General features: G+C 62.2%; 17 protein-coding genes, 1 tRNA gene and 2 rRNA genes. 13 read left to right on the forward strand and 7 right to left on the reverse strand.

From position 1 onward, the window contains the following. From rrf (ACB032_RS19160) to ACB032_RS19205, 10 genes are all read left to right on the forward strand, one after another. Positions 1 to 110 (forward strand): 5S ribosomal RNA (gene rrf, locus ACB032_RS19160); the annotation flags it as partial. Between the two features lie 106 nt (positions 111 to 216). Continuing rightward, a tRNA-Thr gene (locus tag ACB032_RS19165) sits at positions 217 to 292 on the forward strand. A gap of 23 nt (positions 293 to 315) precedes the next feature. Further along, positions 316 to 430: ribosomal RNA gene (gene rrf / locus ACB032_RS19170) — 5S ribosomal RNA — on the forward strand. A gap of 154 nt (positions 431 to 584) precedes the next feature. Further along, positions 585 to 1,550 carry a transcriptional regulator EbgR gene (ebgR, locus tag ACB032_RS19175; RefSeq protein WP_371138566.1) on the forward strand — a complete coding sequence of 322 codons (966 nt, stop codon included), beginning with the start codon at positions 585 to 587 and terminating at the stop codon, positions 1,548 to 1,550. Positions 1,551 to 1,871: 321 nt separating this feature from the next. Then, positions 1,872 to 4,946 carry a beta-galactosidase subunit alpha gene (gene ebgA / locus ACB032_RS19180; RefSeq protein ID WP_371138567.1) on the forward strand — a complete coding sequence of 1,025 codons (3,075 nt, stop codon included), beginning with the start codon at positions 1,872 to 1,874 and terminating at the stop codon, positions 4,944 to 4,946. After that, positions 4,943 to 5,398, forward strand: coding sequence for a beta-galactosidase subunit beta (locus tag ACB032_RS19185; protein ID WP_371138568.1), 456 nt, complete (start codon positions 4,943 to 4,945; stop codon positions 5,396 to 5,398). Before ebgA ends, ACB032_RS19185 begins: the two co-directional genes overlap by 4 nt. 101 nt (positions 5,399 to 5,499) lie before the next feature. Beyond that, the gene (locus ACB032_RS19190; protein WP_139388479.1) at positions 5,500 to 6,945 is read left to right on the forward strand and encodes an amino acid permease; all 1,446 of its coding nucleotides are present in this window, start codon (positions 5,500 to 5,502) and stop codon (positions 6,943 to 6,945) included. A 76-nt stretch (positions 6,946 to 7,021) separates the two neighbouring features. Next, positions 7,022 to 7,360, forward strand: a complete 339-nt coding sequence (locus ACB032_RS19195; RefSeq protein WP_043163426.1) for a tRNA-binding protein — start codon at positions 7,022 to 7,024, stop codon at positions 7,358 to 7,360. 166 nt (positions 7,361 to 7,526) lie between these two features. After that, on the forward strand, positions 7,527 to 8,963 hold the full coding sequence (locus ACB032_RS19200; protein ID WP_371138569.1) for an amino acid permease: 1,437 nt from the start codon (positions 7,527 to 7,529) through the stop codon (positions 8,961 to 8,963). A 211-nt stretch (positions 8,964 to 9,174) separates the two neighbouring features. Beyond that, on the forward strand, positions 9,175 to 10,146 hold the full coding sequence (locus tag ACB032_RS19205) for a bile acid:sodium symporter family protein (protein ID WP_010635494.1): 972 nt from the start codon (positions 9,175 to 9,177) through the stop codon (positions 10,144 to 10,146). A gap of 56 nt (positions 10,147 to 10,202) precedes the next feature. Here the strand turns inward: ACB032_RS19205 and ovoA are convergent, their stop codons facing one another. Beyond that, a complete protein-coding gene (gene ovoA, locus ACB032_RS19210; protein ID WP_371138570.1) occupies positions 10,203 to 12,353 on the reverse strand; it encodes a 5-histidylcysteine sulfoxide synthase in 2,151 nt (716 codons plus the stop codon). Between the two features lie 364 nt (positions 12,354 to 12,717). Between ovoA and ACB032_RS19215 the strand changes: the two genes are divergently transcribed. Further along, positions 12,718 to 13,440 (forward strand): head GIN domain-containing protein, encoded by a 723-nt coding sequence (locus ACB032_RS19215; RefSeq protein WP_223951095.1) that lies wholly within the window; start codon positions 12,718 to 12,720, stop codon positions 13,438 to 13,440. Positions 13,441 to 13,493: 53 nt separating this feature from the next. Here the strand turns inward: ACB032_RS19215 and fghA are convergent, their stop codons facing one another. Both fghA and ACB032_RS19225 read right to left on the reverse strand, forming a co-directional pair. After that, positions 13,494 to 14,330 (reverse strand): S-formylglutathione hydrolase, encoded by an 837-nt coding sequence (fghA, locus tag ACB032_RS19220; RefSeq protein ID WP_371138571.1) that lies wholly within the window; start codon positions 14,328 to 14,330, stop codon positions 13,494 to 13,496. Positions 14,331 to 14,379: 49 nt separating this feature from the next. Continuing rightward, entirely contained in the window at positions 14,380 to 15,507 is a 1,128-nt protein-coding gene (locus ACB032_RS19225) for an S-(hydroxymethyl)glutathione dehydrogenase/class III alcohol dehydrogenase (RefSeq protein WP_043164416.1), read from the reverse strand. A gap of 119 nt (positions 15,508 to 15,626) precedes the next feature. Between ACB032_RS19225 and ACB032_RS19230 the strand changes: the two genes are divergently transcribed. Beyond that, entirely contained in the window at positions 15,627 to 16,532 is a 906-nt protein-coding gene (locus tag ACB032_RS19230) for a LysR substrate-binding domain-containing protein (RefSeq protein WP_005307641.1), read from the forward strand. Between the two features lie 60 nt (positions 16,533 to 16,592). On the opposite strand, the gene ACB032_RS19235 is transcribed toward ACB032_RS19230, so the two are convergent. The 4 genes from ACB032_RS19235 to ACB032_RS19250 form a co-directional block, all read right to left on the reverse strand. Continuing rightward, on the reverse strand, positions 16,593 to 17,558 hold the full coding sequence (locus ACB032_RS19235; RefSeq protein ID WP_016349044.1) for an ABC transporter permease: 966 nt from the start codon (positions 17,556 to 17,558) through the stop codon (positions 16,593 to 16,595). Between the two features lie 114 nt (positions 17,559 to 17,672). Continuing rightward, complete coding sequence (locus ACB032_RS19240; RefSeq protein WP_371138572.1) at positions 17,673 to 18,788, reverse strand: ABC transporter permease; 1,116 nt, start codon at positions 18,786 to 18,788, stop codon at positions 17,673 to 17,675. A gap of 82 nt (positions 18,789 to 18,870) precedes the next feature. Then, entirely contained in the window at positions 18,871 to 20,451 is a 1,581-nt protein-coding gene (locus ACB032_RS19245; protein ID WP_371138573.1) for an ABC transporter ATP-binding protein, read from the reverse strand. Positions 20,452 to 20,534: 83 nt separating this feature from the next. Then, a complete protein-coding gene (locus ACB032_RS19250; protein ID WP_024944638.1) occupies positions 20,535 to 21,533 on the reverse strand; it encodes a BMP family protein in 999 nt (332 codons plus the stop codon). A gap of 432 nt (positions 21,534 to 21,965) precedes the next feature. On the opposite strand from ACB032_RS19250, the gene uvrD reads away from it, so the two are divergent. Then, complete coding sequence (gene uvrD, locus ACB032_RS19255; RefSeq protein WP_202012408.1) at positions 21,966 to 24,137, forward strand: DNA helicase II; 2,172 nt, start codon at positions 21,966 to 21,968, stop codon at positions 24,135 to 24,137. Positions 24,138 to 24,232 lie beyond the last annotated feature (95 nt).

Raw genomic sequence — 24,232 nt, forward strand, 5'->3', positions numbered from 1 at the left:
CGGCCATAGCGTCGTGGAACCACCTGAACCCATGCCGAACTCAGAAGTGAAACGCGGTAGCGCCGATGGTAGTGTGGCATTCGCCATGCGAGAGTAGGACACTGCCAGGCATCAATTAAGCAATCACAGCGATGTGGTTGGTCGCGATACAACGTCAGGTTGTGTTGGACAGAAGATTTAGATAGCGCACACAGTGCGGTCTTTACCGGTTAGTGTGCTGATATGGCTCAGTTGGTAGAGCGCATCCTTGGTAAGGATGAGGTCCCCAGTTCGACTCTGGGTATCAGCACCATTATTGAAGTAGTAAAGCTTTTGCCTGACGGCAATAGCGCCGTGGAACCACCTGATCCCATGCCGAACTCAGAAGTGAAACGCGGTAGCGCCGATGGTAGTGTGGCATTCGCCATGCGAGAGTAGGACACTGTCAGGCACCTATTTAGAAGAGGCCTCCCATTCGGGAGGCCTTTTTGCATTGGAATTTTGCCGACCTGATGGGTTTCTTTTAGTAAAAATGCTGGGATGTCAGCACGTTGCCCGTTACTCTTGGTCTGGTATTGTCGGGAGTCATCGCCAGAGGAGTATGCATGGCCACGTTGAAGGAAATTGCACTGGAGGCGGGGGTCTCCCAGGCTACCGTGTCGCGGGTGCTCAATGAAGATCCGACGCTGAGCGTCAAGGAAGAGACCAAGCAGAAGATCTTCGAGATCGCCGAGCGGTTGGAGTACAAGACCAGCGGTGCCCGCAAGGGAGTTCACAAGAGCAAGCTGCACTTCCTGGCGGTCTATGCCTACCCGCAGAGCACCGAGGTCAACGACCCCTATTATCTGGCCATCCGCTATGGCATCGAGACCCAGTGTGCCCGTCTCAACATCGAGCTGACCCACTTCTACAACGGTGCCGAGGGGCGCGATCTCTCCGCGGTCGACGGTATCCTGGTCATCGGTCATCTGCCTGCAGAGCGTCTCGCCGCGCTCCACTCCCTCTCTGCCCAGCTGGTGTTCGTGGATTGCCGTTCTCAGGGGGACTTTGACTCGATTGACGTGGATCTGGCGCTGATCAGCCAGCAGGTAGTGGACTTCTTCATCGCCCAGGGATACCAGCGCATCGGCTATGTCGGCGGCCAGGATGATGGCCCGGATCTGCGCGAACTGGCTTTCCTCGACTATGGTCAGCGCCTTGGTGTGGTGCAGGAGAGCGACCTCTATCGCGGGGATTTCTCCAGCGCCTCCGGCTACAAGTTGGCCAAAGAGATGCTGGCGGGAGATTGGCCCAGGGCGCTGTTCGTCGCCTCCGACTCCATCGCCATCGGTGTGCTGCGTGCCATCCATGAGAAGGGACTGGCGATTCCCCAACAGATTGAGCTTATCAGCGTCAACGATATTCCGACCGCCAAGTTCACCTTCCCGCCGCTCTCCACGGTGCGGATCCACTCCGAGTTGATGGGCTCCCAGGGGGTCAATCTGCTGGTTGAGCGGCTGCGGGACGAGCGGGATATCCCGCTGCGGGTGCTGGTACCGAGCAAGCTCACCCTGCGCGGTACCACTCGGTAGTTTTAGTAAAATATTCTGTCTTTTAGTCGCACCATCTTGCGGTGGTGCGATCCCTCTCCCAAGAAAACCTCTTTCCCATATCATTCCATTACGTCATATCATGTTGTTTTATGGTTGATTTTATTCCAGTCCAGCCAGCTGTTATCAACATCCATGCCACTCCTCTATAGCTTGCCCCCCTTTATCTCCCGCTTCTGATCTCGCTCACAAAACCATCCATGCATTGTGATCAGGTTAAAACTTTACCGATTCAAAGCTGATATTTAGTAAATGTTTATCTAGAGTTTACCCAGTCAAAGTTGCCTTGTTCCGGGAGGACATGTGAATAACTGGGAAAACGTCCAATTCGTTGGTGAAAACAGGCTGGCTCCGCGTGCCTACTTCTTCTCTTATGCCGACCATGCGCTGGCGACCACCATGCAGCGCGAGCTGAGCCGCCGTTTTCTGAGCCTTGGCGGTCAGTGGCAGTTCCACTACTTCGACCATCCCCTGCAGGTGCCGGAGGCCTTCTATCACAGCCCCATGAGCGAGTGGGACCAGATCACCGTGCCCAACATGTGGCAGATGGAAGGGCATGGCCAGCTGCAGTACACCGACGAAGGTTTTCCCTTCCCCATCGATGTGCCCTTCGTGCCGACCAGCAACCCCACCGGCGCCTATCAGCGCAGCTTCACGCTGAGCCAGGCCTGGGACGGCGAGCAGGTGATCATCAAGTTTGACGGGGTGGAGACCTACTTTGAGGTCTATGTGAACGGCCACTACATCGGCTTCAGCAAGGGCAGCCGTCTCACCGCCGAGTTCGATATCAGTGCCTACGCCAAGGTTGGCGAGAACCTGCTGTCGGTGCGGGTGATGCAGTGGGCGGACTCCACTTATATCGAAGATCAGGATATGTGGTGGATGGCGGGGATCTTCCGCGACGTCTATCTGGTGGGCAAACCGGCCGCCCATGTGCAGGACTTCTTCATCCGCACCGCGCTGGCCGATGACAACCAGAGCGCCACCCTTAGCTGCGATATCCAGCTCGAGAACCTGGGTGCAGCTGCCCGTGATCACCGTCTGGTCTGGTCGCTGCTGGATCAGGGCAGCGAGATCGCCAGCGGCTCGCTCGACCATCTCGCCATCGACGGCAAGTGTGATTGTCGTTTCACGCTGGATCTGGCCAACCCCCATCTGTGGAGCGCCGAAGATCCTTACCTCTACCAGCTGCAACTCTCCCTTTACAACGGACAGGGCGAGCTGCTGGAAGTGATCCCGCAGCGGGTCGGGGTGCGTGAAATCAAGGTCAAGGATGGCCTCTTCTACGTCAACGGCCACTACCTCAAGCTGCACGGGGTGAACCGTCACGACAACGACCACCTCAAGAGCCGTGCGGTCGGCATGGATCGGGTGGAACGCGATATCGTGCTGATGAAGCAGCACAACCTCAACTCGGTGCGCACTGCCCACTACCCGAACGACCCGCGCTTCTATGAGCTGTGCGATCAGTACGGCCTGTTCGTGATGGCGGAGACAGACGTAGAGACCCACGGCTTTGCCAACGTCGGCGATCTCAGCCGCATCACAGACGATCCCTTCTGGGAGCCGGTGTTCGTGGATCGCATCGAGCGCCATGTTCACGCCCAGAAGAACCACCCCTCCATCATCATCTGGTCGCTGGGCAACGAGTCCGGCTACGGCTGCAACATCAGGGCCATGTACCGCCGCTGCAAGCAGATGGATCCGACCCGACTGGTGCACTACGAGGAAGACCGCGATGCCGAGGTGGTGGATCTGGTCAGCACCATGTATTCGCGCGTCTCCCAGATGAACTGCTTCGGCGAGTTCCCTATGCCTAAGCCGCGCATCCTCTGCGAATACGCCCACGCCATGGGCAACGGCCCGGGTGGCCTCAGCGAATATCAGCAGGTGTTCGACCGTCATCCCCACATTCAGGGTCACTACATCTGGGAGTGGTGCGATCACGGCATTCTGGATCAGGACGAGCAGGGTCGCCCCGTTTACAAGTACGGCGGTGACTACGGCGACTATCCCAACAACTACAACTTCTGCATGGATGGCCTCATCTATCCGGATCAGACCCCTGGGCCTGGCCTGCGCGAATACAAGCAGGTGATCTGTCCGGTCAAGATCCGCGCTCTCGATGCCGCCAGCGGCAAGCTGGAGCTGGAAAACCGTTACTGGTTCTCCAATCTCGACGACATCCGCCTGTTGGTCGAGGTGAAGGCCGAGGGCGAGCTGCTGGCCAGCCAGCAAATTCGTCTGGAAGGTATTGCCCCCGGTGCCACCACAGAGCTGCAGCTCGAGCTGCCATCCCTCGATGGGCGGGAAACCTTCGTCCAGCTGCGGGTCATCAAGGCCACCGCCACTCGTTACAGCGCAGCGGAGCACGAGCTGGGCCAGTACCAGTTCCAGCTGAAAGAGTCGACTCGTCAGCTGCAGCCCTTTGCCAATCCCAACGCCACTGCGCTGCAGATTGCCGATGAGCGCCTCGAGCTTGTCTTAAGCGGCAGCGGCTTTGCCCTGCGCTTCTCACGCCTCGACGGCAAGCTGGTGAGCTGGCAGCAGGATGGCAATGAGCTGATTGAGCGCTCGCCGCGCCTCACCTTCTTCAAGCCGATGATCGACAACCACAAGCAGGAGTACGAGAGCCTGTGGCATCCGAACCACCTGCAGATCATGCAGGAGCACTTCCGCACCTTAAGCTGGCGTCAGCTGGGTGAGACGGTCGAGGTGACGGTGGAGAGTCTGATCGCGCCGCCGGTGTTCGACTTCGGCATGCGCTGCCGCTACGTCTACACCCTGAGCCCGAACGGTCAGCTGCACGTGGCGCTGTCCGGCCAGCCCTACGGCGGTTATGACGACATCATCCCCAAGATCGGCTTCGAGCTGGGTATTCGTCAGGATCTCGACCGGGTGCACTACTACGGCATGGGCCCGGGCGAAAACTATCAGGACAGTCGCCAGAGCAACTGGATCGACAGCTTCCAGAGCACGGTGGGCGAGATGTGGGAGCACTACCCCTTCCCGCAGGACAACGGCAACCGCCAGCAGGTGCGCTGGGCGACCCTGACCAACCGTCACGGCGCCGGTCTCTACGTGCGGCCCGATGCCCCCATCAACCTGAGCGTCTGGCCCTACAGCTGGGAGCATATCCACGCGGCGCAGCACATCAACGAGCTGGAACCGAGCGGTTATCTCACCCTCAATCTGGATCACAAGGTGCTGGGGCTAGGCTCCAACTCCTGGGGCTCCGAGGTGCTGGACTCCTGGCGGGTGCGCTTCGAGCCGTTCAGCTTCGGCCTGACCCTGCTGCCCATCGCTCGCGGCAACCTCAATCCGGCTGCGCTGGCCGGGCTCGATCTCACCATCAACGGCGGGAGGAACCTCGCATGATCACCCTGGACAACCTGACCCTGTTCAAAAACATCTACCGGGAGGGCAAGAAGTGGGGCCGCTGCGTGGAGGCCATCAACAACCTGGCCAACCTCAAGCCCGGCATCTGCCACTCCATCGGCGACTCCCTCACCTACCGCTTGCAGGAGGGGGCCAGCCCGGCCACCCCCCTGTTTGAGGGGCAGCGCCGCTACTTCGACGTCCACTACTACCTGGAAGGAGAAGAGACGGTGGAGTGGGCCCCCAAGTCGGGTCTGCGGGTCGAGCAGGGCTATGACGACACCACGGACCGCGAGTGGCTGGCCGGCGAGGTGCGTGAGCGCCAGCAGGTGGGCAACGGTCAGGTGGTGATCTTGGAGAACGACGAGGCGTACCGCTTCGTCGGCGACAGCCAGGTACGCAAGCTGATCATCAAGGTCACCGTCGAAGGCGGCTACTTCAAAAACAAATAACAAGCCGCCGGTTCTGCACTGACAAAGCCGGAAGGGCGGGGTTCACCCTACAAATCATGCCCCGCTCTTTCGCGAGATAACTAGAGGTCTGGAGATGCACCATGTCTGATTCCAAACGCAATACGATAGGCAAGTTTGGTCTGCTGTCGCTCACCTTCGCGGCGGTATTCAGCTTCAACAACGTCATCAACAACAACATCGAAATCGGTCTGGCCTCGGCACCGATGTTCTTTCTGGCCACCATTTTTTACTTCATTCCGTTCTGTCTGATCATTGCTGAGTTCGTATCACTGAACAAAAACTCCGAAGCGGGGGTGTATGCCTGGGTGAAGAGCTCCCTCGGCGGTCGCTGGGCCTTTATCTCCGCCTACACCTACTGGTTCGTGAACCTCTTCTTCTTCACCTCCTTGCTGCCGCGGGTTATCGCCTACGCCTCCTATGCCTTTCTCGGCTACGAGTACATTCTCACCCCGGTGGCGACCACGGCATTGAGCATGGTGCTGTTTGCCTTTGCCACTTACGTCTCCACCAACGGCGCCAAGATGCTCGGCCCCATCACCTCGGTGACCTCGTCCCTGATGCTGCTGCTGACCCTCTCCTACATTCTGCTGGCGGGTGCGGCACTGGTGGGCGGCGTACAGCCAGCCGACCCCATCACGGTAGAGGCCATGGTCCCCGATTTCAGCTGGGCCTTCCTCGGCATCACCACCTGGATCTTTATGGCAGCCGGTGGCGCCGAGTCGGTGGCGGTCTACGTCAATGACGTGAAAGGGGGCTCCAAGTCCTTCGTCAAGGTGATCATCGTCGCCGGGATCTTTATCGGCGTGCTCTACTCCATCGCATCACTGTTGATCAACGTGTTCGTCCACAGCGACACCCTGAAATATACCGGCGGCTCGGTGCAGGTGTTTGAAGGGCTGGCGGCTTACTTCGGCCTGCCGGAGATCCTGATGAACCGCTTCGTGGGGCTGGTCTCCTTCACCGCCATGTTCGGCTCCCTGCTGATGTGGACGGCGACCCCGGTGAAGATCTTCTTCTCCGAGATCCCGGCCGGCATCTTCGGCAAGAAGACGGTCGAGCTGAACGAGAACGGCGTGCCCGCTCGCGCCGCCTGGATCCAGTACCTTATCGTGCTGCCGCTGATGGTGATCCCGACCCTGGGCTCCAACACCGCGCAGGATCTGATGAACACCGTCATCAACATGACCGCCGCTGCCTCCATGCTGCCGCCGCTGTTCATCATGCTGGCCTACCTCAATCTGCGCCTGAAGCTCGACCACCTGCCGCGGGAGTTCAAGATGGGTTCGCGCACCACCGGCATCGCCGTGGTGTCGGTGCTGATCGCCATCTTCTCGGTGGGCTTCCTCGCCTCCACCTTCCCGACCGGCGCCGACATCATGACCATCGTCTTCTACAACGTCGGCGGGATCCTGATCTTCCTCGGCTTTGCCTGGTGGAAATACAACCGCTACGAGGCCTCCCTCAGCGCCGAGGCGCGTGCGAAAGAGGCCGAGCCGGCGGCGCAGGTCGCCATGCAGACGCCATAGGCACTGCATTGACTCCCAATCAAACCGGGTGGCCGTTGGCCACCCGCAAACCGTTGAACCAGAAAAGGAAAAGAGCATGAGCGAGACGATCGAGTTTGCCGAATTCAAGCGGGTCGAGATGAAGGTGGGCAAGGTGCTGGAGGTGGTGCGTCACCCCGGGGCCGACAAACTCTACATCGTCCAGATCGACGTGGGTGGCGAGCGGCCATTGCAGACCGTCACCAGCCTGGTGCCCCACTACAGCGAAGAGGAGCTGATGGGCAGCGAGGTGGTGGTACTGACCAACCTCAAGCCCACCAGGATGCGCGGCGAGCGCTCCGAGTGCATGTTGCTCTGCGCCGAGACCCCGGACGAGAGCCAGAGCGTGCTGTTGCAGCCGCGGGTGCCGATGGCGCCGGGCACACCGATCGTCTGACTGGTATTGCGAGCCGGTGCGGGAGACGGCACCGGTTCAGCAACGAGGCCGTCCAAGCGGCCCGATCATAACAAGAGAGTAAAGGGCGGGGCCGACAGACCCTTGCCAAACACATCACAGAGTCACAGCGTTACCCGCAGGGAGCGCGAGTCCACTGGAGGACACCATGTCTGAATCCGTACGCGGCACCATAGGCAAGTTTGCCCTGTTGTCGATGACCTTTGCCGCCGTGTTCAACGTGCGCAACATCGTCAACAACAACATCGAGCTGGGGCTCAGTTCCGCCCCCATCTTCCTGCTGGCGACGCTGGTCTACTTCATCCCGTTCGTCTTCATCATCGCCGAGTTCGTCTCGGCCAACAAAAACTCCGAGTCGGGCATGTACGACTGGCTGAAAAAGCCGCTCGGCACCCGGATGGCCTATCTGGGCTCGTTTCTCTACTGGTTCGTGAACCTGTTCTGGTTCGTTTCCCTGCTGCCCAACGTCATCGCCTACGCCTCCTACGCCATGCTGGGCTATGAGTACAGCTTCTCGCCCATGGTCACCTCGGTCATCTCCATCGTGCTGTTCGCGGCGGCGACCCACATCTCCACCAAGGGGGCGAGCTGGCTGGGCAAGATTGCCGAGATCGTGGCCTACGGGGTGTTTGCCCTGTTCGCCATCTATGTGCTGGGCGCCCTGATGGCTCTGAGTGGCGATCATGTGCCGGCCCAGCCCATCACCCTGGAGGCGATGACTCCCACCGTCAACTGGGCGACGCTCGGCATCATGTGCTGGATCTTCCAGGCGGCGGGCGGTGCCGAGACGGCGGCGGCCTACCTCAATGACGTCAAGGGCGGCCAGAAGTCCTTCATCAAGGTGATCATCAGCGCCGGCATCGTCATCGGTGCCATGTATGCGGTCGGTTCCCTGCTGGTGAACGTGTTCGTGCCGCGCGAGAGCCTCACCTATGCCGGCGGCATGGTGGAGATCTTCACCGGCATGGCCCAGTACTTCCAGCTGTCGGAGGCACTGGTGGGCCGCTTCGTCGGCGTGGTGCTGTTCATCGCCATGTTCGGTTCCATGATGATGTGGACCTCGGCGCCGGTGAAGATCCACTTCTCCGAGATCCCGCAGGGGGTTTACGGCGAGAAGACCACCCAGCTCAACGAACATGGGGTGCCGGTGCGCGCCGCCTGGTGGCAGTTTGCCTTCGTGTTCGTGATGCTGGTGGTCAACGGTTTTGGCTCCGAGTCGGTGCAGCAGATGATGAACACCGCCATCAACCTCACCGCCGGTACCGCCATGCTGCCGCCGATCTTCATCATGGTGGCCTACTTCGTGTTCCGCTGGAAACATGACGACACCCCGCGTGAGTTTCGCATGGGATCGCGCAAGTTCGGGATGGGGGTGGTGACTGTGCTGATCGCCATCTTCGTGGTGAGCATGAGCGCCTCCGCCTTCCCGAGCGGGGTGGATCTGGTGCGCGCCTTCTTCATCAACGTCTTCATGACCGCGGTCTTCTCGGCGCTGGCCTACTGGTGGATCTCCCGCTTCGAGAAGCGCCAAGCCCGCAAGCAGGCCACCGGCACAGCCGGCGGCAAGCTGGCCAAGCAGAGTTGAAGCACAAGGCTGGCCGGATCCGGTGGCCAGCCGGGCTTGCTTAATTTCCGGCAGATAAAGGGGGGCCGCTCAACTTTGCGCCTCCCGCTTATCGGGGTAAGCTGGGGATTCGTTTCAACAGGAGCTGTGCCACAGCTCCTGTTGTGTTTCCTGTCGTCCCCGATCACCGGCCCCGCGCGGGGACGGGATCTGCTTTCACCGGAGACCGCTCGTGCGTCTGGATCCCTTTACCTCTGTACTGATTGTGGTGGTCGCGCTGGCCTCCTTCTTCCCCTGCGAGGGGCAGGTGGCCGTCTGGTTCGGTCTGCTGACCAAGCTGGCGGTGGCGCTGCTGTTCTTCATGCATGGCGCCAAGCTGTCGCGCCAGAACCTGCTGGCGGGCCTCGGCCACTGGCGGCTGCACCTGGTGGTGATGGCCAGCACCTTCGTGCTGTTTCCGCTGCTGGGGCTGCTGCTCACACCGCTGGTGCCCCACTGGCTGAGCCCGGCCATCTACCTCGGTTTCCTCTACCTCTGTGCCCTGCCGGCCACGGTGCAGTCGGCCATCGCCTTCACCTCCATGGCCGGCGGCAATGTGTCGGCGGCGGTGTGCAGCGCCTCGGCTTCCAGTATCCTCGGTATCTTCCTCTCGCCGGTGCTGGTGGGGCTGATGATCAATGTGCAGGGGGAGGGGGTCGATACCTGGCACTCCATTCAGGCCATCATGGTGCAGCTGATGCTGCCGTTCGTGGTGGGCCACCTGTCACGCCCGCTCATCGGCCGTTGGGTCGACAGCCACCGGCCACTCATTGGCAAGCTTGACCAGAGCTCCATCCTGCTGGTGGTCTATGTGGCCTTCAGCGAGGCGGTGGTGCAGGGGATCTGGCATCAGGTGGGCTGGTACGATCTGGCCAGCATAGTGCTGCTGAGCTGCGTGCTGCTGGCACTGGTGCTGGGCTGGAACGTCTGGATCAGCCGTCGCCTCGGCTTCAACAGGGCGGACGAGATCACCATCGTCTTCTGCGGCTCGAAGAAGAGCCTGGCCAACGGGGTGCCGATGGCCAACGTCATGTTCCCGGCCGCCAGCGTCGGGGTCATGGTGCTGCCGCTGATGATCTTCCACCAGATCCAGCTGATGGTCTGTGCCGTGCTGGCTCGTCGCTACCACGAGCAGGAGGCCGTGCCCCAGGTTCAGCAGGGGTAAGCGGTTCGGATAAAAAGAGGGAGGCCATGGGCCTCCCTCTTTCGTTTGCCGCCTCGTCAGCGTTTGCGCCAAACGGTGAGCTGGGCCACCGTGTGCTGGTACTTGCGGGCGGTCTCGCGGATGACGAAGGGGACGTCCCTCGGGGGCATCAGCTCCTCGAACTCCGCCGCCAGCAGCCGCTGCAGCGCCTGATAGGTGCCGAGGGCCTCGCCGTTCTCGCGCACACCGCCGAGCCAGTTGGCCTTGGGGGTGTAGTCGGTCAGCCAGGTGTAGGGGCTGGTGAGCACCAGCAGGCCGCCGCTGCGAAGGCGCGGAGCAATGTCCCGCAGGAAGCGGGCGGGCTCTCGCAGCCGGTCGATCAGGTTGGAGGCGAGCACCAGGTCGTAGTCGCCGTACTTGGGCTTGAGGTTGCAGGCATCCCCCTGGCTGAAGTGGACCCGCTCGCTCTGCTGACGGCCGAGCTCATGGCGGGAGAGCCGCGCCTCGCAATACTCCACCAGCTCCCCTTCCACCGGCACCGCGTAGCGGAAGCTGTCCTGGCTGGCGAGCGCCAGCGCCACGTCGATGAAGCGGGCCGAGTAGTCGACCCCGTCCACATGGGCGAAGCGGCGAGCCAGTTCGAAGCTGGCACGGCCGGTGGCGCAGCCGATGTCGAGCGCCCGCTCATGGCGGCTGCACAGCTCGCCAGCAAGATCAGCAAGCGTCTTGGCGTAGTTGGCGACCCCGAAGTGGGTCGGCCCGTACTGGAAGTCGAGATACTGAGCGACCAGCGTGTCGGTTTCATAGGGATTCACGACGACTGGCTCCTGATGGCGGGAGACCAGATAGCGAAAGCCCGCGTGCTGGAAGAAGTGGCGGCGGAAGGCGTAGCGGGAGGACTTGAGCGCCTCGTTGCCGGTACTGATCCAGCTGCCCCCCTTGATCAGAGTGTGTTTGCCGTCGAAGGTGGGGGTGGAGAAGTCGTCGTAGAGGGGATGCACCTTGAATCCCTCGAAGCCGTCGATGGCGGTGCTGGTCCATTGCCAGACGTTGCCCACCAGATCGAAGAAGCTGCCCTGCGGACAGGCATCCACCGGACAGGACGACGCGAAGCGGGCCAGGTTGATGTTGCCGGGCGCCTCGATCCAGTCCGGCTGATCGCCGGCCAGCTGTTCGCGCAGCAGCATCCACTCCGCCTCGCTCGGCAACTGGACGGGCAGCCCGGTCTGGGCCGCCTGCCAGCGACAGAAGGCGGCGGCCTCCAGCTGGTTCACCTCCACCGGCCAGTCCCAGGGCATGGTGACCTGCTCGGTCATCAGCCGCAGTTGCAGTTGCTCGGGTTCGAGGGGGTCGCCGACCCAGAAGGTGGGCATGCGGGCCCTGGCATACTGGCGCCAGCCCCAGCCTTCGTCATCCCACCAGGCGCGGGTCTGGTAGCCGCCCGCCTGCACGAAGTCGAAAAATTCTGCGTTGCTCACCAGCATGCGGCTGGCCTGGAAGGGGGCCAGTTCGATATGGCGCTCGCCATATTCGTTGTCCCAGCCGTAGGTGGCGTCCTGTTTGCCGAGCCGCACCCGGCCGCCGGCCACCGGCAGCAGGGTGTTGGCGGGCACCTCGTCACGGCAACACCGCGCCTCGGGACAGACCGGCCACTGGGGCTGGCTGCGTACCCAGGCCAGCGGCAGCTGGCGGATCAGCACGCTGGAGGTCTCGAGGTGGATGCGCTCGTGCTCTATCCCCATCAGGATGACCCAGGCCGGACTCTGCCAGTCGATGGGCAGGGTGAGCGGCATCCGCTCGATGAAATCACACACCAGGGCGCGCACCCGGCCGCGATAGTCACGCAGCTCGCTGACGGAGGGCCAGTCGTAGTGGGTTTCATCGAGATCGTCCCAACTCATCTCGTCCACCCCGATGGCGACCATGGCCTCGATGCGGGCGTCGAGCCGGCCCTCGATGAGGCGGGCCGCCAGCAGCTTGTTGATGAAGAAGGCGGCGGTGTGGCCGTAGTAGAAGATGAGCGGGTGGCGCAGGGGGATGGCCTTGTCAAACCAGGCCCGCTCGTCGGCCAGGCAGTCGAACAGCGAGTCGTAGAGATCTAAGGTCTGGCAGAAGTAGGCGAGCAGCTCGCGGCGCTTGTGTTCGGGATCGCTGCCGGTCAGCAGCGGGGTACGGGTCGGCTCCGGCAGGCCGGTGGCGGTGGAATAGAGAAGAGTGGCTTGGGTCACGCTCTGACTCCTTGTTGGCAGTGAAGACTGACAAGACAGTGGTAATGGCATTACCGCAATGGAGAGCTTTGTACGCACAAGGTACCACTATTGGCTCAACAGACCGGCTCGGCAACCAAAAACTTCCACGGCTTGTCAGCATAGCGACCCCGCAAACGGCTCGCCAATCGGTCGTCCACCTGCCCGTTCGGGGATGGTCAGATTCGCCAGATTATGGTCTGAATGACTCTCAACTTGCTGTGTTCATGTAGCGTAAAAATGGATATTTTCCTACAAATCATGCAGTTGACTAACTGGCACAGGCTTTGCGATGGATGCTGACCAAAGGGCCACGACTGGCCAATACACAATGAGGAGAGTGGCGATGAAATGGATGATGGGCATGGTGCTGGCGGTCGGGCTCAGCGGGTGCAGCTGGCTGGATGATACCCGGGTGAGCGGGGCAGGGGCCGTGATCGAGCAGCAGCACGGGGTGGGCCGGCAGGTGACCCGGGTGCTGGCCGGCGTGCCTGCCAGCGTCCATCTGGTGGCCGGTGAGCCGCGCGGGCTGCGCATCCGCGGGCAGGAGAACCTGCTGCCCTACCTGGTGCTGAGCGAGCGGGGCGACAAGCTGGAGATCGAGGTGAAGGACGGTTACCGGCTCGATCCGACCGAGCCGCTGGAGATCACCATCACCCTGCCCGCGCTCCATGAGCTGGCGCTGGCAGGGGTCGCCAACGGCGAGCTGCGTGGCTTCAAGGGGGAGGCGCTGGTGCTGTCGGTGGCCGGGGTCGGTGACATCGTCGCCGACGGGCTCGAACTGGATCGGCTGGAGGGCAACATCGCGGGCGCCGGCAGCCTGGATCTGGGGAACAGCACGGCCAGGGCCGTCGAGCTCAACATCGCCGGCTCGGGGGATGTGCTGGGGGCCGAGCTGAAGGGGCGCGAGGTGGAAGTCAATATCGCCGGCAGCGGCGACGTGGAGGTCAGGGCCCAGGAGCGGCTCAAGGTGGGCATCGCCGGCTCGGGCTCGGTCAGCTACTGGGGCGATCCCGTGCTGCAGAGCGAGATCGCCGGCTCCGGCGAGGTGAGCCGGCAGGGTAGCTGACTGGTTTTGTCTACCGACCAGAAAAAAACAGGCCCGTCACGGGCCTGTTTCGATCAGAGGTGGCGGGCGTGAAAGCGCAGGTGCGCCTCGATGACGCTCGCCACGAAGTAGTAGCTGTGATCGTAACCGGCGTGGCGGTTGAGCTCCAGCGGCCACTCCTTGCCGGCGGCCGCATCGGCCAGAGCGTCGATGTGCAGCTGTTCGGCCAGGAAGGGATCGTCCAGCCCCACATCCACCAGGGTCGGCAGCGGTGTCACCGGGTGGTGGCGCAGCAGCTGGCAGGCGTCCCACTCCTGCCACAGCAAGGGGTTGTTGCCGAGGTAGGCGCCGAGCGCCTTCTGGCCCCAGGGGCAGCGGCTCGGGTGGCTGATGGGGCTGAAGGCCGACACCGAGCGGTAACGGCCTGGCTCGCGCAGGGCGGCGATGAGCGCCCCGTGGCCGCCCATGGAGTGGCCGCTGATGGCGCGTTTCGTCGAGACCGGGAAGTGGGTCTCGATGAGCTCGGGCAGCTCGCGGGTGACATAGTCGTACATCTGGTAGTGGTCGCGCCAGGGATGCTGGGTGGCGTTGACGTAGAAGCCGGCGCCCATGCCGAGATCGTAACCGGGGTCGTCCGCGACGTCTTCGCCGCGCGGGCTGGTGTCCGGTGCCACCAGGGCGATGCCGAGCTCGGCGGCGATGCGCTGGGCGCCCGCCTTCTGCATGAAGTTTTCATCGGTGCAGGTGAGGCCGGAGAGCCAGTAGAGCACGGGCACCTTCTGGCCGGTGAGGGCCTGGGGGGGCAGATAGATGGCGAAGCGCATCTCGCAACCCAGCACCTCGGAGGCGTGGCTGTAGCGCTTGTGCCAGCCGCCGAAGCTCTTGTTGCTGCTGATTATGTCCAGATTCATCGGGGGAACTCCTGCACCCCGCCCACGGTGGCGGGCGGGGTGATCATGCTCAGTAGTGGATGACGCTGCGGATGCTCTTGCCTTCGTGCATCAGATCGAACGCCTCGTTGATCTGCTCAAGCCCCATGGTGTGGGTAATGAAGTCGTCCAGCTTGAATTCACCCTGCATGTAGCGCTGCACGTAGCTCGGCAGCTCGCTGCGACCACGCACGCCGCCGAAGGCGCTGCCGCGCCAGACCCGGCCGGTGACCAGCTGGAACGGACGGGTGCTGATCTCCTGGCCGGCGCCGGCCACGCCGATGATGACCGACTCGCCCCAGCCTTTGTGGCAACACTCCAGCGCAGCGCGCATCACCTTGACGTTGCCGATGCACTCGAACGAGAAGTCGACGCCGCCATCGGTGAGCTCGACGATCACCTCCTGGATGGGCTTGTCGTAGTCGTTCGGGTTGATGCAGTCGGTGGCGCCCAGCTTGCGGGCCAGTTCGAACTTGCTCTCGTTGATGTCGATGGCGATGATGCGGCCGGCCTTGGCCAGACGAGCGCCGATCACCGCGGAGAGGCCGATGCCGCCCAGCCCGAAGATGGCGACGCTCTCACCCTCTTTCACCTTGGCGGTGTTCATCACGGCGCCGATGCCGGTGGTGACGCCGCAGCCGAGCAGACAGACCTCTTCCAGCGGGGCGGCCGGGTCCACCTTGGCGATGGAGATCTCGGGCAGTACCGTGTATTCGCTGAAGGTGGAGGTGCCCATGTAGTGATAGATGGGCTGGCCATCCTTGGAGAAGCGGGTGGTACCGTCCGGCATCAGCCCCTTGCCCTGGGTGGCGCGGATCTTCTGGCACAGGTTGGTCTTGCCGGATTTGCAGAACTTGCACTCGCCGCACTCGGGGGTGTAGAGCGGGATCACGTGATCGCCCACCTTGACGCTGGTGACGCCCTCGCCGACGGATTCGACGATACCGCCCCCCTCGTGACCGAGGATGCAGGGGAAGACCCCTTCCGGATCTTCACCGGAGAGGGTGAAGGCATCGGTGTGGCAGACGCCGGTCGCGACGATGCGTACCCGCACTTCGCCCGCCTGGGGCGGCATGACGTCGATTTCTTCGATGGAGAGGGGCTGGCCCGGGCCCCAGGCGATGGCGGCCTTACACTTGATGCTTTGAACCTGTGCCATGACGGATGTCCTTATTGTTGAGCTGGGTGAGGAGAATGGGTTCGGACATCCAGTGTAGTTTCCCGCTTATTTGGTGATAATAAGGCGAAATCTGAAATCACTTTTACAGACAGGTAATAATGTTCGGCTGGGAAGGGATCTGTGAATTTGTCAGCGTGGCGGAGCAGGGGGGCTTTACCCCGGCGGCGCGCAAGCTGGGGGTGTCGGTGGCCCAGGTCAGCCGGCAGGTGGCACAGCTGGAGGATCGGCTGCAGGCCAAGCTGCTGCTGCGCACCACCCGTCAGGTGCGGCTCACCGAGCTCGGCGAGATCTACTATCGCCACTGCCGCCAGCTGCTGGACAACCTCTATGAGGCGGAGCTGGCAGTGGGGCGCCATCAGGCGGTGCCGCAGGGCACTCTGCGCATCACGGCCCCGGTCTCCTACGGCGAGAGCCGCATCGCCCCGCTGGTGAACGACTTCATGGTGCGCTTTCCCCAGCTGGAGGTGACCCTCAACCTGACCAACCAGCTGCTGGATCTGGTGCACGAGGGCTACGATCTGGCGCTGCGACTCGGCCACCTCAAGGACTCCAGCCTGGTGGCGCGCAAGCTGGCGCAACGGGTACCCTATGTGTGCGCCTCGCCCGCCTACACCGCCCGCCACGGCATGCCCAACAGCCTCTCCGAGCTCACTCGCCACACCTGTCTGGTGGGCAACAGCGACGAGTGGCACTTCACCCTGGATGGCCGCCCCCACAGCGTGCGGGTGCACGGCCTGTTGCACTGCAACAGCGGCCACGCCCTGCTGGATGCGGCGCTCAAGGGGATCGGCATCATCCAGCTGCCGGACTATTACGTGAGCGACCACCTGGCCCAAGGCGAGCTTATCGAGCTGCTGCCGGAGCTGCGGGCGCCGGCGGAGGGGATCTGGGCCCTCTATCCCCACAACCGCCACCTCTCCCCCAAGGTACGGCTGCTGGTGGACTATCTGGCCGAGCGGCTGAGCGATCCCCATCAGCCCGCGCTGGTGCGCCCCGTCGGCTGAGTTCAGCTCAATAAAAAAGGCCCGCATGTGCGGGCCTTTTGCATGGCATGAAGGGCGGGGCTATTCCCGCTCCTTGACGTAGGGGGTGCCGAGCGCCTTGGGTGCCACCGCCTTGCCGATGAAGCCGGCCAGCAGGAACACGGTCAGGATGTAGGGCAGTGCCTCGATGGCCTGTACCGGGATCGGGAAACCACCGATGCTGACCCCTTGCAGCCGGATGGCGACCGCATCGAGGAAGCCGAACAGCAGGCAGGCCGCCATGGCGTTCCAGGGGCGCCACTTGCCAAACACCAGCGCCGCCAGCGCCATGAAGCCCTTGCCCGCGCTCATGTTGGGGATGAACTGGGCAGTCTGGGCCACCGCCAGGTAGGTGCCGCCGATACCGGCCAGCAGGCCACCGATGATGAGCGCGGTGTAGCGCATGCGCACCACAGAGATACCGGCGGTATCGACCGCTGCCGGGGCCTCGCCCACCGCCCGCAGGCGCAGGCCAAAGCGGGTACGGAACAACACCCACCAAGCCAGCGGCACGGCGGCGAACGCCACGTACTCCAGCAGGGAGTGGCCGCTCAGCAGCTCGCTGTAGAGCTGGCCGATGACAGGCACGTCATACAGCTCCTTGGCATAGGGCAGGTCGATGGGAGCGAAGCGGGCCGCGCCGGACAGTGCCGGGGTCTGACCGCCCTGATCGAACCAGTAACGGCCCAGGGTGACGGTCAGGCCGGCCGCCAGGATGTTGATGGCCATGCCGCTCACCACCTGATCACCGCGGTGGGTGATGGTGGCAAAGCCGTGCATCAGGGCGAACAGGATGGAGACACCCACCCCGGCACCCAGCCCAATCCAGGCAGAGCCGGAGACGGCTGCCGCCGCCGCGCTGGCGAACGCCGCCGCCAGCAGCTTGCCCTCCAGGGCGATGTTGACCACCCCGGAGCGCTCGCAGAACATGCCGGCCATGGCTGCCAGAATGAGTGGCGGCGCGGTGCGGATGGTAGCATCCAGCATCAGGATCAATATTTCAAACATGGCTTATGCTCCCTTCTGCTCGCAGAACATTCCTGTCATCCATGGCCGCCAGGATCAGCGGTGGCGCAGTACGGATGGTGGCATCCAGCATCAGGATCAGAATTTCGAACATGATCAGGCCCCCTTAACTTGCGCAGAGCGGTTGGCAAACGCCAGATAGAGCTGCTCGATGCGCGGACGCATCATGTGCTCAAGGGCGCCACAGAACAGGATCACCAGACCCTGCAACACCACCACTATGTTGCGGTCCACCCCGAACTCGAAGCTCAGCTCGGCGCCGCCCTGATAGAGGAAGCCAAACAGCAGGCTGGCGATGATGACGCCGACCGGGTGGTTGCGCCCCATCAGCGCCACCGCAATGCCGGTGAAGCCGAAGCCTTCCACGAAGTTGAGCTTGATCTGGTGCAGTTCACCCTGCAGCACGTTGAGGGCGAAGAAGCCCGACAGCATGCCGGAGATCACCATGGCCAGGATCACCACCTTGGGATAGGAGATGCCGGCATAGGCGGACGCACTCTGGCTGGCGCCGACCGAGCGGATCTCGTAGCCCCAGCGGGTATGCCAGATGAAGACCCACACCAGGGCCGCGCAGAGCAGTGCCCAGAAGAAGCTGATGTTGAGCGGGCTGTTCGACATTTCCATGCCGAATGCTCCCGCCAGTTCGCTCATCTTCGGCAGCCAGCTCGCCTCGGCAAACACCTTGCTCTCGGTGGCCATGGAGCCCGCCGGCTTGAACACCTCGACCAGCAGGTAGGCCATCAGGGAGGCGGCGATGAAGTTGAACATGATGGTGGTGATGACGATGTGGCTGCCGCGCTTGGCTTGCAGCCAGGCCGGGATGAAGGCCCAGGCCGCGCCGAACAGGCCGCCGACGATGATGGCCAGCGGCAGCAACAGGGCGAACGGCAGGGAGTCACCCAGCAGCAGACAGACCAGACCGACGCCGAGGCCGCCGATATAGGCCTGCCCCTCGCCACCGATGTTGAACAGGCCGGCGTGGAAGGCCACCGCCACCGACAGACCGGTAAAGATGAAGCCGGTCGCGTAGTAGAGGGTGAAACCGACCCCTTCACCGGTGCCGAAGGCGCCGTACCACATGATCTCGGCGGCATCGACCGGGTTGATGTCGAGGTAGTAGAACAGGATGGCCGACACCAGGAAGGCCAGCAGGATGTTGACCGCGGGCAGTACGCCCACGGAAATCCAGGCAGGGATACGTGCTTGGCTCATGGGCGAGCCTCCTTGGCAATCTGGTCGGAGACGGGGGGGTTGACCATCAACAGGCCGAATCCGTTACAAGTGGCTGTGAGCTTCATGATGTGGCTCCTTGTGATTGGCTTGCCGCCACCTCGTCAGGAACTATGTTTGCCATCATCAGACCGATGGTGCGTTCATCCGCCTTGGCGGCATCCAGCTCACCGACGATGCGACCGTCGGCGATGACCAGGATGCGGTCAGAGAGGCTCATGATCTCGTCCAGCTCCACCGAGACCAGCAACACGGCTTTGCCCTTGTCGCGCATGGCGATGATCTGCTGGTGGATGTACTCGATGGCGCCGATGTCGACCCCACGGGTCGGCTGGCCGATCAGCAGCACATCCGGGTCCTGCTCCACTTCCCGGGCGATCACCAGCTTCTGCTGGTTGCCGCCGGAGAAGTTGGCGGTCTTGTGCTCGGGATGGGGCGGGCGCACGTCCCACTTGTCCATCTTGGCCTGGCAATCCTGCAGGATCGCCTCTTTGTTCTGCAGCCAGCCCTTGTTGTACTGGGGGCGGCGGTGATAGCCGAGGATGAAGGCCTCTTTCGCCTCGAAGCGGTTGATGAGACCCATCTTGTGTCTGTCTTCCGGCACGTGGCCGAGACCGAAGTTGCGCACCCGCTCCGGGTCGGCCGGGTGGCTCACGCTCACTTCGTGGGCCTGGCCGCCACCGGTGATGGTGAAGCTGCCCTTGCTCTGCTTGAGGATGCCGCCGAGCAGGCTGAGCAGCTCGGACTGGCCGTTGCCGGAGACGCCGGCGATGCCGACCACTTCACCGGCCCGCACCTCGAAGCTGACGGATTTGACCCGCTCCACCTTGGCGTCGTCCACATAGCTGAGGCCATCGACCTTGAGCTTGGCGTCGCCCGGCTGGGTCGGCCCCTTGTCGACCTTGAGGCGCACCTTGCGGCCCACCATCAGTTCGGCCAGTTGCTCCTTGTCGGTATCCTTGGTGGCGACGTGGGCCACCATTTCACCCCGGCGCATGATGGAGACCTGATCGGTGATGGCCAGGATCTCGCGCAGCTTGTGGGTGATGAGGATGATGGTGGCGCCCTGATCGCGCAGCTTCTTGAGCACCTCGAACAGGTGATCCGCCTCTTGCGGGGTCAGTACCCCGGTCGGCTCGTCCAGGATCAGGATGCGGGCGCCGCGATAGAGCGCCTTGAGGATCTCGACCCGCTGTTGCAGGCCCACCGGCAGATCCTCGACCTTCTCGTGCAGCGGCACTTCGAGACCATAGTCCCGTGCCAGTTCGCCCAGCAGCTTTTCGGCCGCCGCCAGGCTCTTGCCCAGGTGCCAGCCGTTTTCCGCGCCGAGAATGACGTTTTCCAAAACCGTGAAGTTGTTCACCAGCATGAAGTGCTGGTGCACCATGCCCACGCCTGCGGCAATCGCATCTTGTGAGCCATGGGGTTTGAACGGGTTGCCGTCGATGAACATCTCGCCTTTGTCGGCGTGGTAGAAACCGTAGATGATGCTCATCAGGGTCGACTTGCCGGCGCCATTTTCGCCGACGATACCGTGAATGCTGCCTTTACGAACCTTAAGGTCGATCTGCTTGTTGGCGTACACTTCGCCAAACCGCTTATCGATACCCCTTAATTCGATGGCATAGCGATCTGTCTGGTCCATGATGCAGTCCTTGCGGGTCATGAAAAGAGACTAAAAACCGGCCCGTGCGGGCCGGTCGTTGGGTTGAGAGTAGTAGCGGTTACTCAGTATTTGCAGGTGCTGTCGCTCATGTAGTCGTGCACCTTGACCTTGCCGGAGATGATTTCGGCCTTGATGGCGTCCACCTTGGCCTTCATCTCGGGGGTGATCAGCTTCTCGTTGTCTTTGTCGAGTGCCCAATCCACACCACCCTCGGCCAGGCCCAGGTTCTTGATACCCGGTTTCCAGGTGCCCTTGGCGGCGTCATCCCAGGTCTGGTAGGCGGCCAGGCCAACCGACTTGACCATGGAGGTCAGCATGGTGCCCGGTTGCAGGTGGTTCTGGTTGGAATCCACACCGATGGCCAGCTTGCCTTCGTCCTTGGCGGCCTGGTAAACACCGATGCCGGTACCGCCGGCGGCGGCATAGACTACGTCGGCGCCCTTGGCGAACTGGGACTTGGCAAGCTCAGCACCCTTGGCCGGGTCAGCAAACGCCGCCGGGGTGGAGCCGGTCATGTTCTGGAACACTTCGATCTTCGGATTGACGTACTTGGCACCCTGCTCGTAGCCGCACTCGAACTTGCGGATCAGCGGGATGTCCATGCCGCCCACGAAGCCGACCTTGCCGGTCTTGGAGGCGATGGCAGCCAGCGCGCCTACCAGGAAGGAACCTTCATGCTCCTTGAAGATGACGGACTGGACGTTCGGCTTGTCGACCACCATGTCGATGATGGTGAACTGGGTTTTCGGGAACTCGGTCGCTACTTTCTCTACCGCGGAACCCATGTTGAAGCCGACGGCAACGATCGGGCCGTTGCCACGGCTGGCCAGACGACGCAGACCCTGCTCACGCTGGGCTTCGTTCTGGGGTTCGAACTCCTTGACCTTGACGCCTTTGTCTTTGTTGTAGACTTCGACGCCATTGCGGAACACGGCTTCGTTGAACGATTTGTCGAATTTGCCTGCGGTGTCGTAGATGACGGCGGGCTGGGAGGCTGCCTGGGCAGAAAGGGCAGCGAGAGTGAGGGCGGCAACGGTGGCCAGCTTGAGCACTTTAGTCACGATCGTATCCTTGATTGTTATGTGAGGGTCCACAACCTGCCGGGGCAGGCCATAAAGCACGCTGGCTAACTGTAAGTGAGCCACGGTGTGGGTCAAGGAGATCATAAAGGAAAAACGTTTGCGTTAACGGTTTGAAATATAAGCAAATCGCTTTATAAGTGGTTGTTTTGATGCCTGTTTTCAGATTTAAATTCTGTGAATAATTAGCTCCAAATGACATTTCTGTTTGTATTCATAAGGTTATAAGCAAGCGTTTTCTTCAAATTGTACAAAAAGTGGCTTCCAATGGTGCCAGCTGATGGATTTTTCCCGGTTGGAACGCGTCATCCTCGGTGGCAATAAACCGGCTTGTAACGATCACCGACAAGCCGATTTGGTCTGTGGCGCCGCAGGTCGTATAATCCCCGCCTGTATAAATAAACAGGAGTGGTGATGGACGTTTCAACCCTGCTCGACGGGCTCAATGACAAGCAAAGAGACGCGGTGGCGGCCCCCCGTTGCAACCTGCTGGTGCTGGCCGGTGCCGGTTCGGGCAAGACCCGGGTGCTGGTGCACCGTATCGCCTGGCTGATGCAGGTGGAACGCTGTTCACCCTTCTCCATCATCGCGGTGACCTTTACCAACAAGGCGGCGGCCGAGATGCGTGGCCGGGTCGAGAAGGTGATCGGTGACGGCGTGCGCGGCATGTGGATCGGCACCTTCCACGGCATCGCCCACCGATTGCTGCGGGCCCACCATCTGGATGCGGGGCTGCCGCAGGATTTCCAGATCCTCGACTCCGACGACCAGTACCGTCTCATTCGCCGGGTGCTCAAGGCGCTCAACCTCGACGAGAAGCACTGGGCCCCGCGCGCCGTGATGGGCTACATCAACGGCAAGAAGGACGAGGGGCTGCGCCCCGGCGACATCGACCTCTATGGCGACCCCGTCACCCGCACCTATCAGCAGATCTACAAGACCTATCAGGAGACCTGCGATCGCTCCGGGCTGGTAGACTTCGCAGAACTCCTGCTGCGGGCCCACGAGCTGTGGCTCAACAAGCCGCACATCCTCGAGCACTACCGGGATCGCTTCCAGAACATCCTGGTGGACGAGTTCCAGGATACCAACGGCATCCAGTACGCCTGGCTGCGGATGCTGGCCGGCGACACCGGCAAGGTGATGATCGTCGGCGACGATGACCAGTCCATCTACGGCTGGCGCGGCGCCAAGATCGAGAACATCCAGCGCTTCCTGACCGACTATCAGGGGGCCGAGACCATCCGTCTCGAGCAGAACTACCGTTCCACCGCCAATATCCTCAAAGCGGCCAACTGCGTCATCGCCAACAACGCCGAGCGCCTTGGCAAGGAGCTGTGGACCGAAGGGGCCGAGGGCGAGCCGATATCGCTCTACGCCGCCTTCAACGAGGTGGACGAGGCCCGCTTCGTGGTCGGCCGCCTCAAGGACTGGAAAGAGAAGGGCGGTTTGCTGGCCGACTGCGCCATCCTCTACCGTTCCAACGCCCAGTCACGGGTGCTGGAAGAGGCGCTGATGCAGGACGCCATGCCGTACCGCATCTATGGCGGCCTGCGCTTCTTCGAGCGTCAGGAAATCAAAGACGCCATGGCCTACCTGCGCCTTATCAACAACCGTGGCGACGACGCCAGCTTCGAGCGGGTGGTCAATACCCCGACCCGCGGCATCGGCGATCGCACCCTCGAGATCCTGCGTAATAACGCCCGCGATCAGGGCCAGAACCTGTGGCAGTCCGCCAAGACCCTGCTCAATGACAAGGTGCTGACTGGCCGCGCCGGCAACGCGGTGCGCGGCTTTGTGGATCTCATCGACGCGCTGGAAGAGCAGGTCTCCCTGCTGCCATTGCACCAGCAGGCGGATATCGCCATCCAGCACTCCGGCCTCAAGGCGATGTATCTGGCGGAAAAAGGCGAGAAATCCCAGGCGCGGGTGGAGAACCTGGACGAACTGGTCACCGCCTGCCGCCAGTATCAGCGTCCGGACGAGCTGGAAGACATGAGCGATCTCTCCGCCTTCCTCGCCCACGCGGCGCTGGAATCCGGCGAGAATCAGGCGGACGAATATGCCGACGCGGTGCAGCTGATGACCCTGCACAGCGCCAAGGGCTTGGAGTTCCCGCTGGTGTTGCTGGTTGGTGTGGAAGAAGGCATGTTCCCCAGCCAGCAATCGACCGAGGAGTCGGGCCGGCTGGAAGAGGAGCGCCGCCTCTGTTACGTCGGCATGACCCGCGCCATGGAGAAGCTCTACATCTGTTATGCCGAGAGCCGCCGCATCTACGGCCGCGAGATGTTCCACAAGCCGAGCCGCTTTATCCGCGAGATGCCCGCCGAGTGCCTGGAAGAGATCCGGCTGCGCACCCAGGTCAGCCGACCCACCCAATATGGCCGCTTCAGCCAGAACGAGGTACAGCAGAGCTTCGACGCCAGCGGCATCAAGCTTGGCCAGCGGGTGCTCCATCCGAAATTCGGGGAAGGGATCGTGCTCAACTTCGAAGGGGTCGGCCAGCAGAGCCGGGTGCAGATCCAGTTCGACGACGTCGGCGCCAAGTGGCTGGTGACGGCGTATGCGAGATTGGAGGCGCTCTGATCTCTTCCGCCTCTTGAAAAAACCAACCCGGCTTAGGCCGGGTTGATTATATCCGTTATCGCAATATATTTAATGACGCGACCGTCCGAATATGA

It is taken from the genome of Aeromonas sp. S5(2024), from assembly GCF_041403025.1.
GTDB classification, from domain to species: domain Bacteria; phylum Pseudomonadota; class Gammaproteobacteria; order Enterobacterales; family Aeromonadaceae; genus Aeromonas; species Aeromonas hydrophila.

What these genes read in the sequence shown, in the direction of transcription:
- uvrD (WP_202012408.1), top strand. Translation starts at nt 21,966, where the DNA reads ATGGACGTTTCAACCCTGCTCGACGGGCTCAATGACAAGCAAAGAGAC.
- ACB032_RS19230 (WP_005307641.1), top strand. Translation starts at nt 15,627, where the DNA reads ATGTTCGGCTGGGAAGGGATCTGTGAATTTGTCAGCGTGGCGGAGCAG.
- ACB032_RS19200 (WP_371138569.1), top strand. Translation starts at nt 7,527, where the DNA reads ATGTCTGAATCCGTACGCGGCACCATAGGCAAGTTTGCCCTGTTGTCG.
- ACB032_RS19225 (WP_043164416.1), bottom strand. Translation starts at nt 15,507, where the DNA reads ATGGCACAGGTTCAAAGCATCAAGTGTAAGGCCGCCATCGCCTGGGGC.
- ACB032_RS19235 (WP_016349044.1), bottom strand. Translation starts at nt 17,558, where the DNA reads ATGTTTGAAATATTGATCCTGATGCTGGATGCTACCATCCGCACCGCG.
- ACB032_RS19185 (WP_371138568.1), top strand. Translation starts at nt 4,943, where the DNA reads ATGATCACCCTGGACAACCTGACCCTGTTCAAAAACATCTACCGGGAG.
- ACB032_RS19190 (WP_139388479.1), top strand. Translation starts at nt 5,500, where the DNA reads ATGTCTGATTCCAAACGCAATACGATAGGCAAGTTTGGTCTGCTGTCG.
- ACB032_RS19245 (WP_371138573.1), bottom strand. Translation starts at nt 20,451, where the DNA reads ATGGACCAGACAGATCGCTATGCCATCGAATTAAGGGGTATCGATAAG.
- ACB032_RS19240 (WP_371138572.1), bottom strand. Translation starts at nt 18,788, where the DNA reads ATGAGCCAAGCACGTATCCCTGCCTGGATTTCCGTGGGCGTACTGCCC.
- ACB032_RS19195 (WP_043163426.1), top strand. Translation starts at nt 7,022, where the DNA reads ATGAGCGAGACGATCGAGTTTGCCGAATTCAAGCGGGTCGAGATGAAG.
- ACB032_RS19215 (WP_223951095.1), top strand. Translation starts at nt 12,718, where the DNA reads ATGAAATGGATGATGGGCATGGTGCTGGCGGTCGGGCTCAGCGGGTGC.
- ebgR (WP_371138566.1), top strand. Translation starts at nt 585, where the DNA reads ATGGCCACGTTGAAGGAAATTGCACTGGAGGCGGGGGTCTCCCAGGCT.
- fghA (WP_371138571.1), bottom strand. Translation starts at nt 14,330, where the DNA reads ATGAATCTGGACATAATCAGCAGCAACAAGAGCTTCGGCGGCTGGCAC.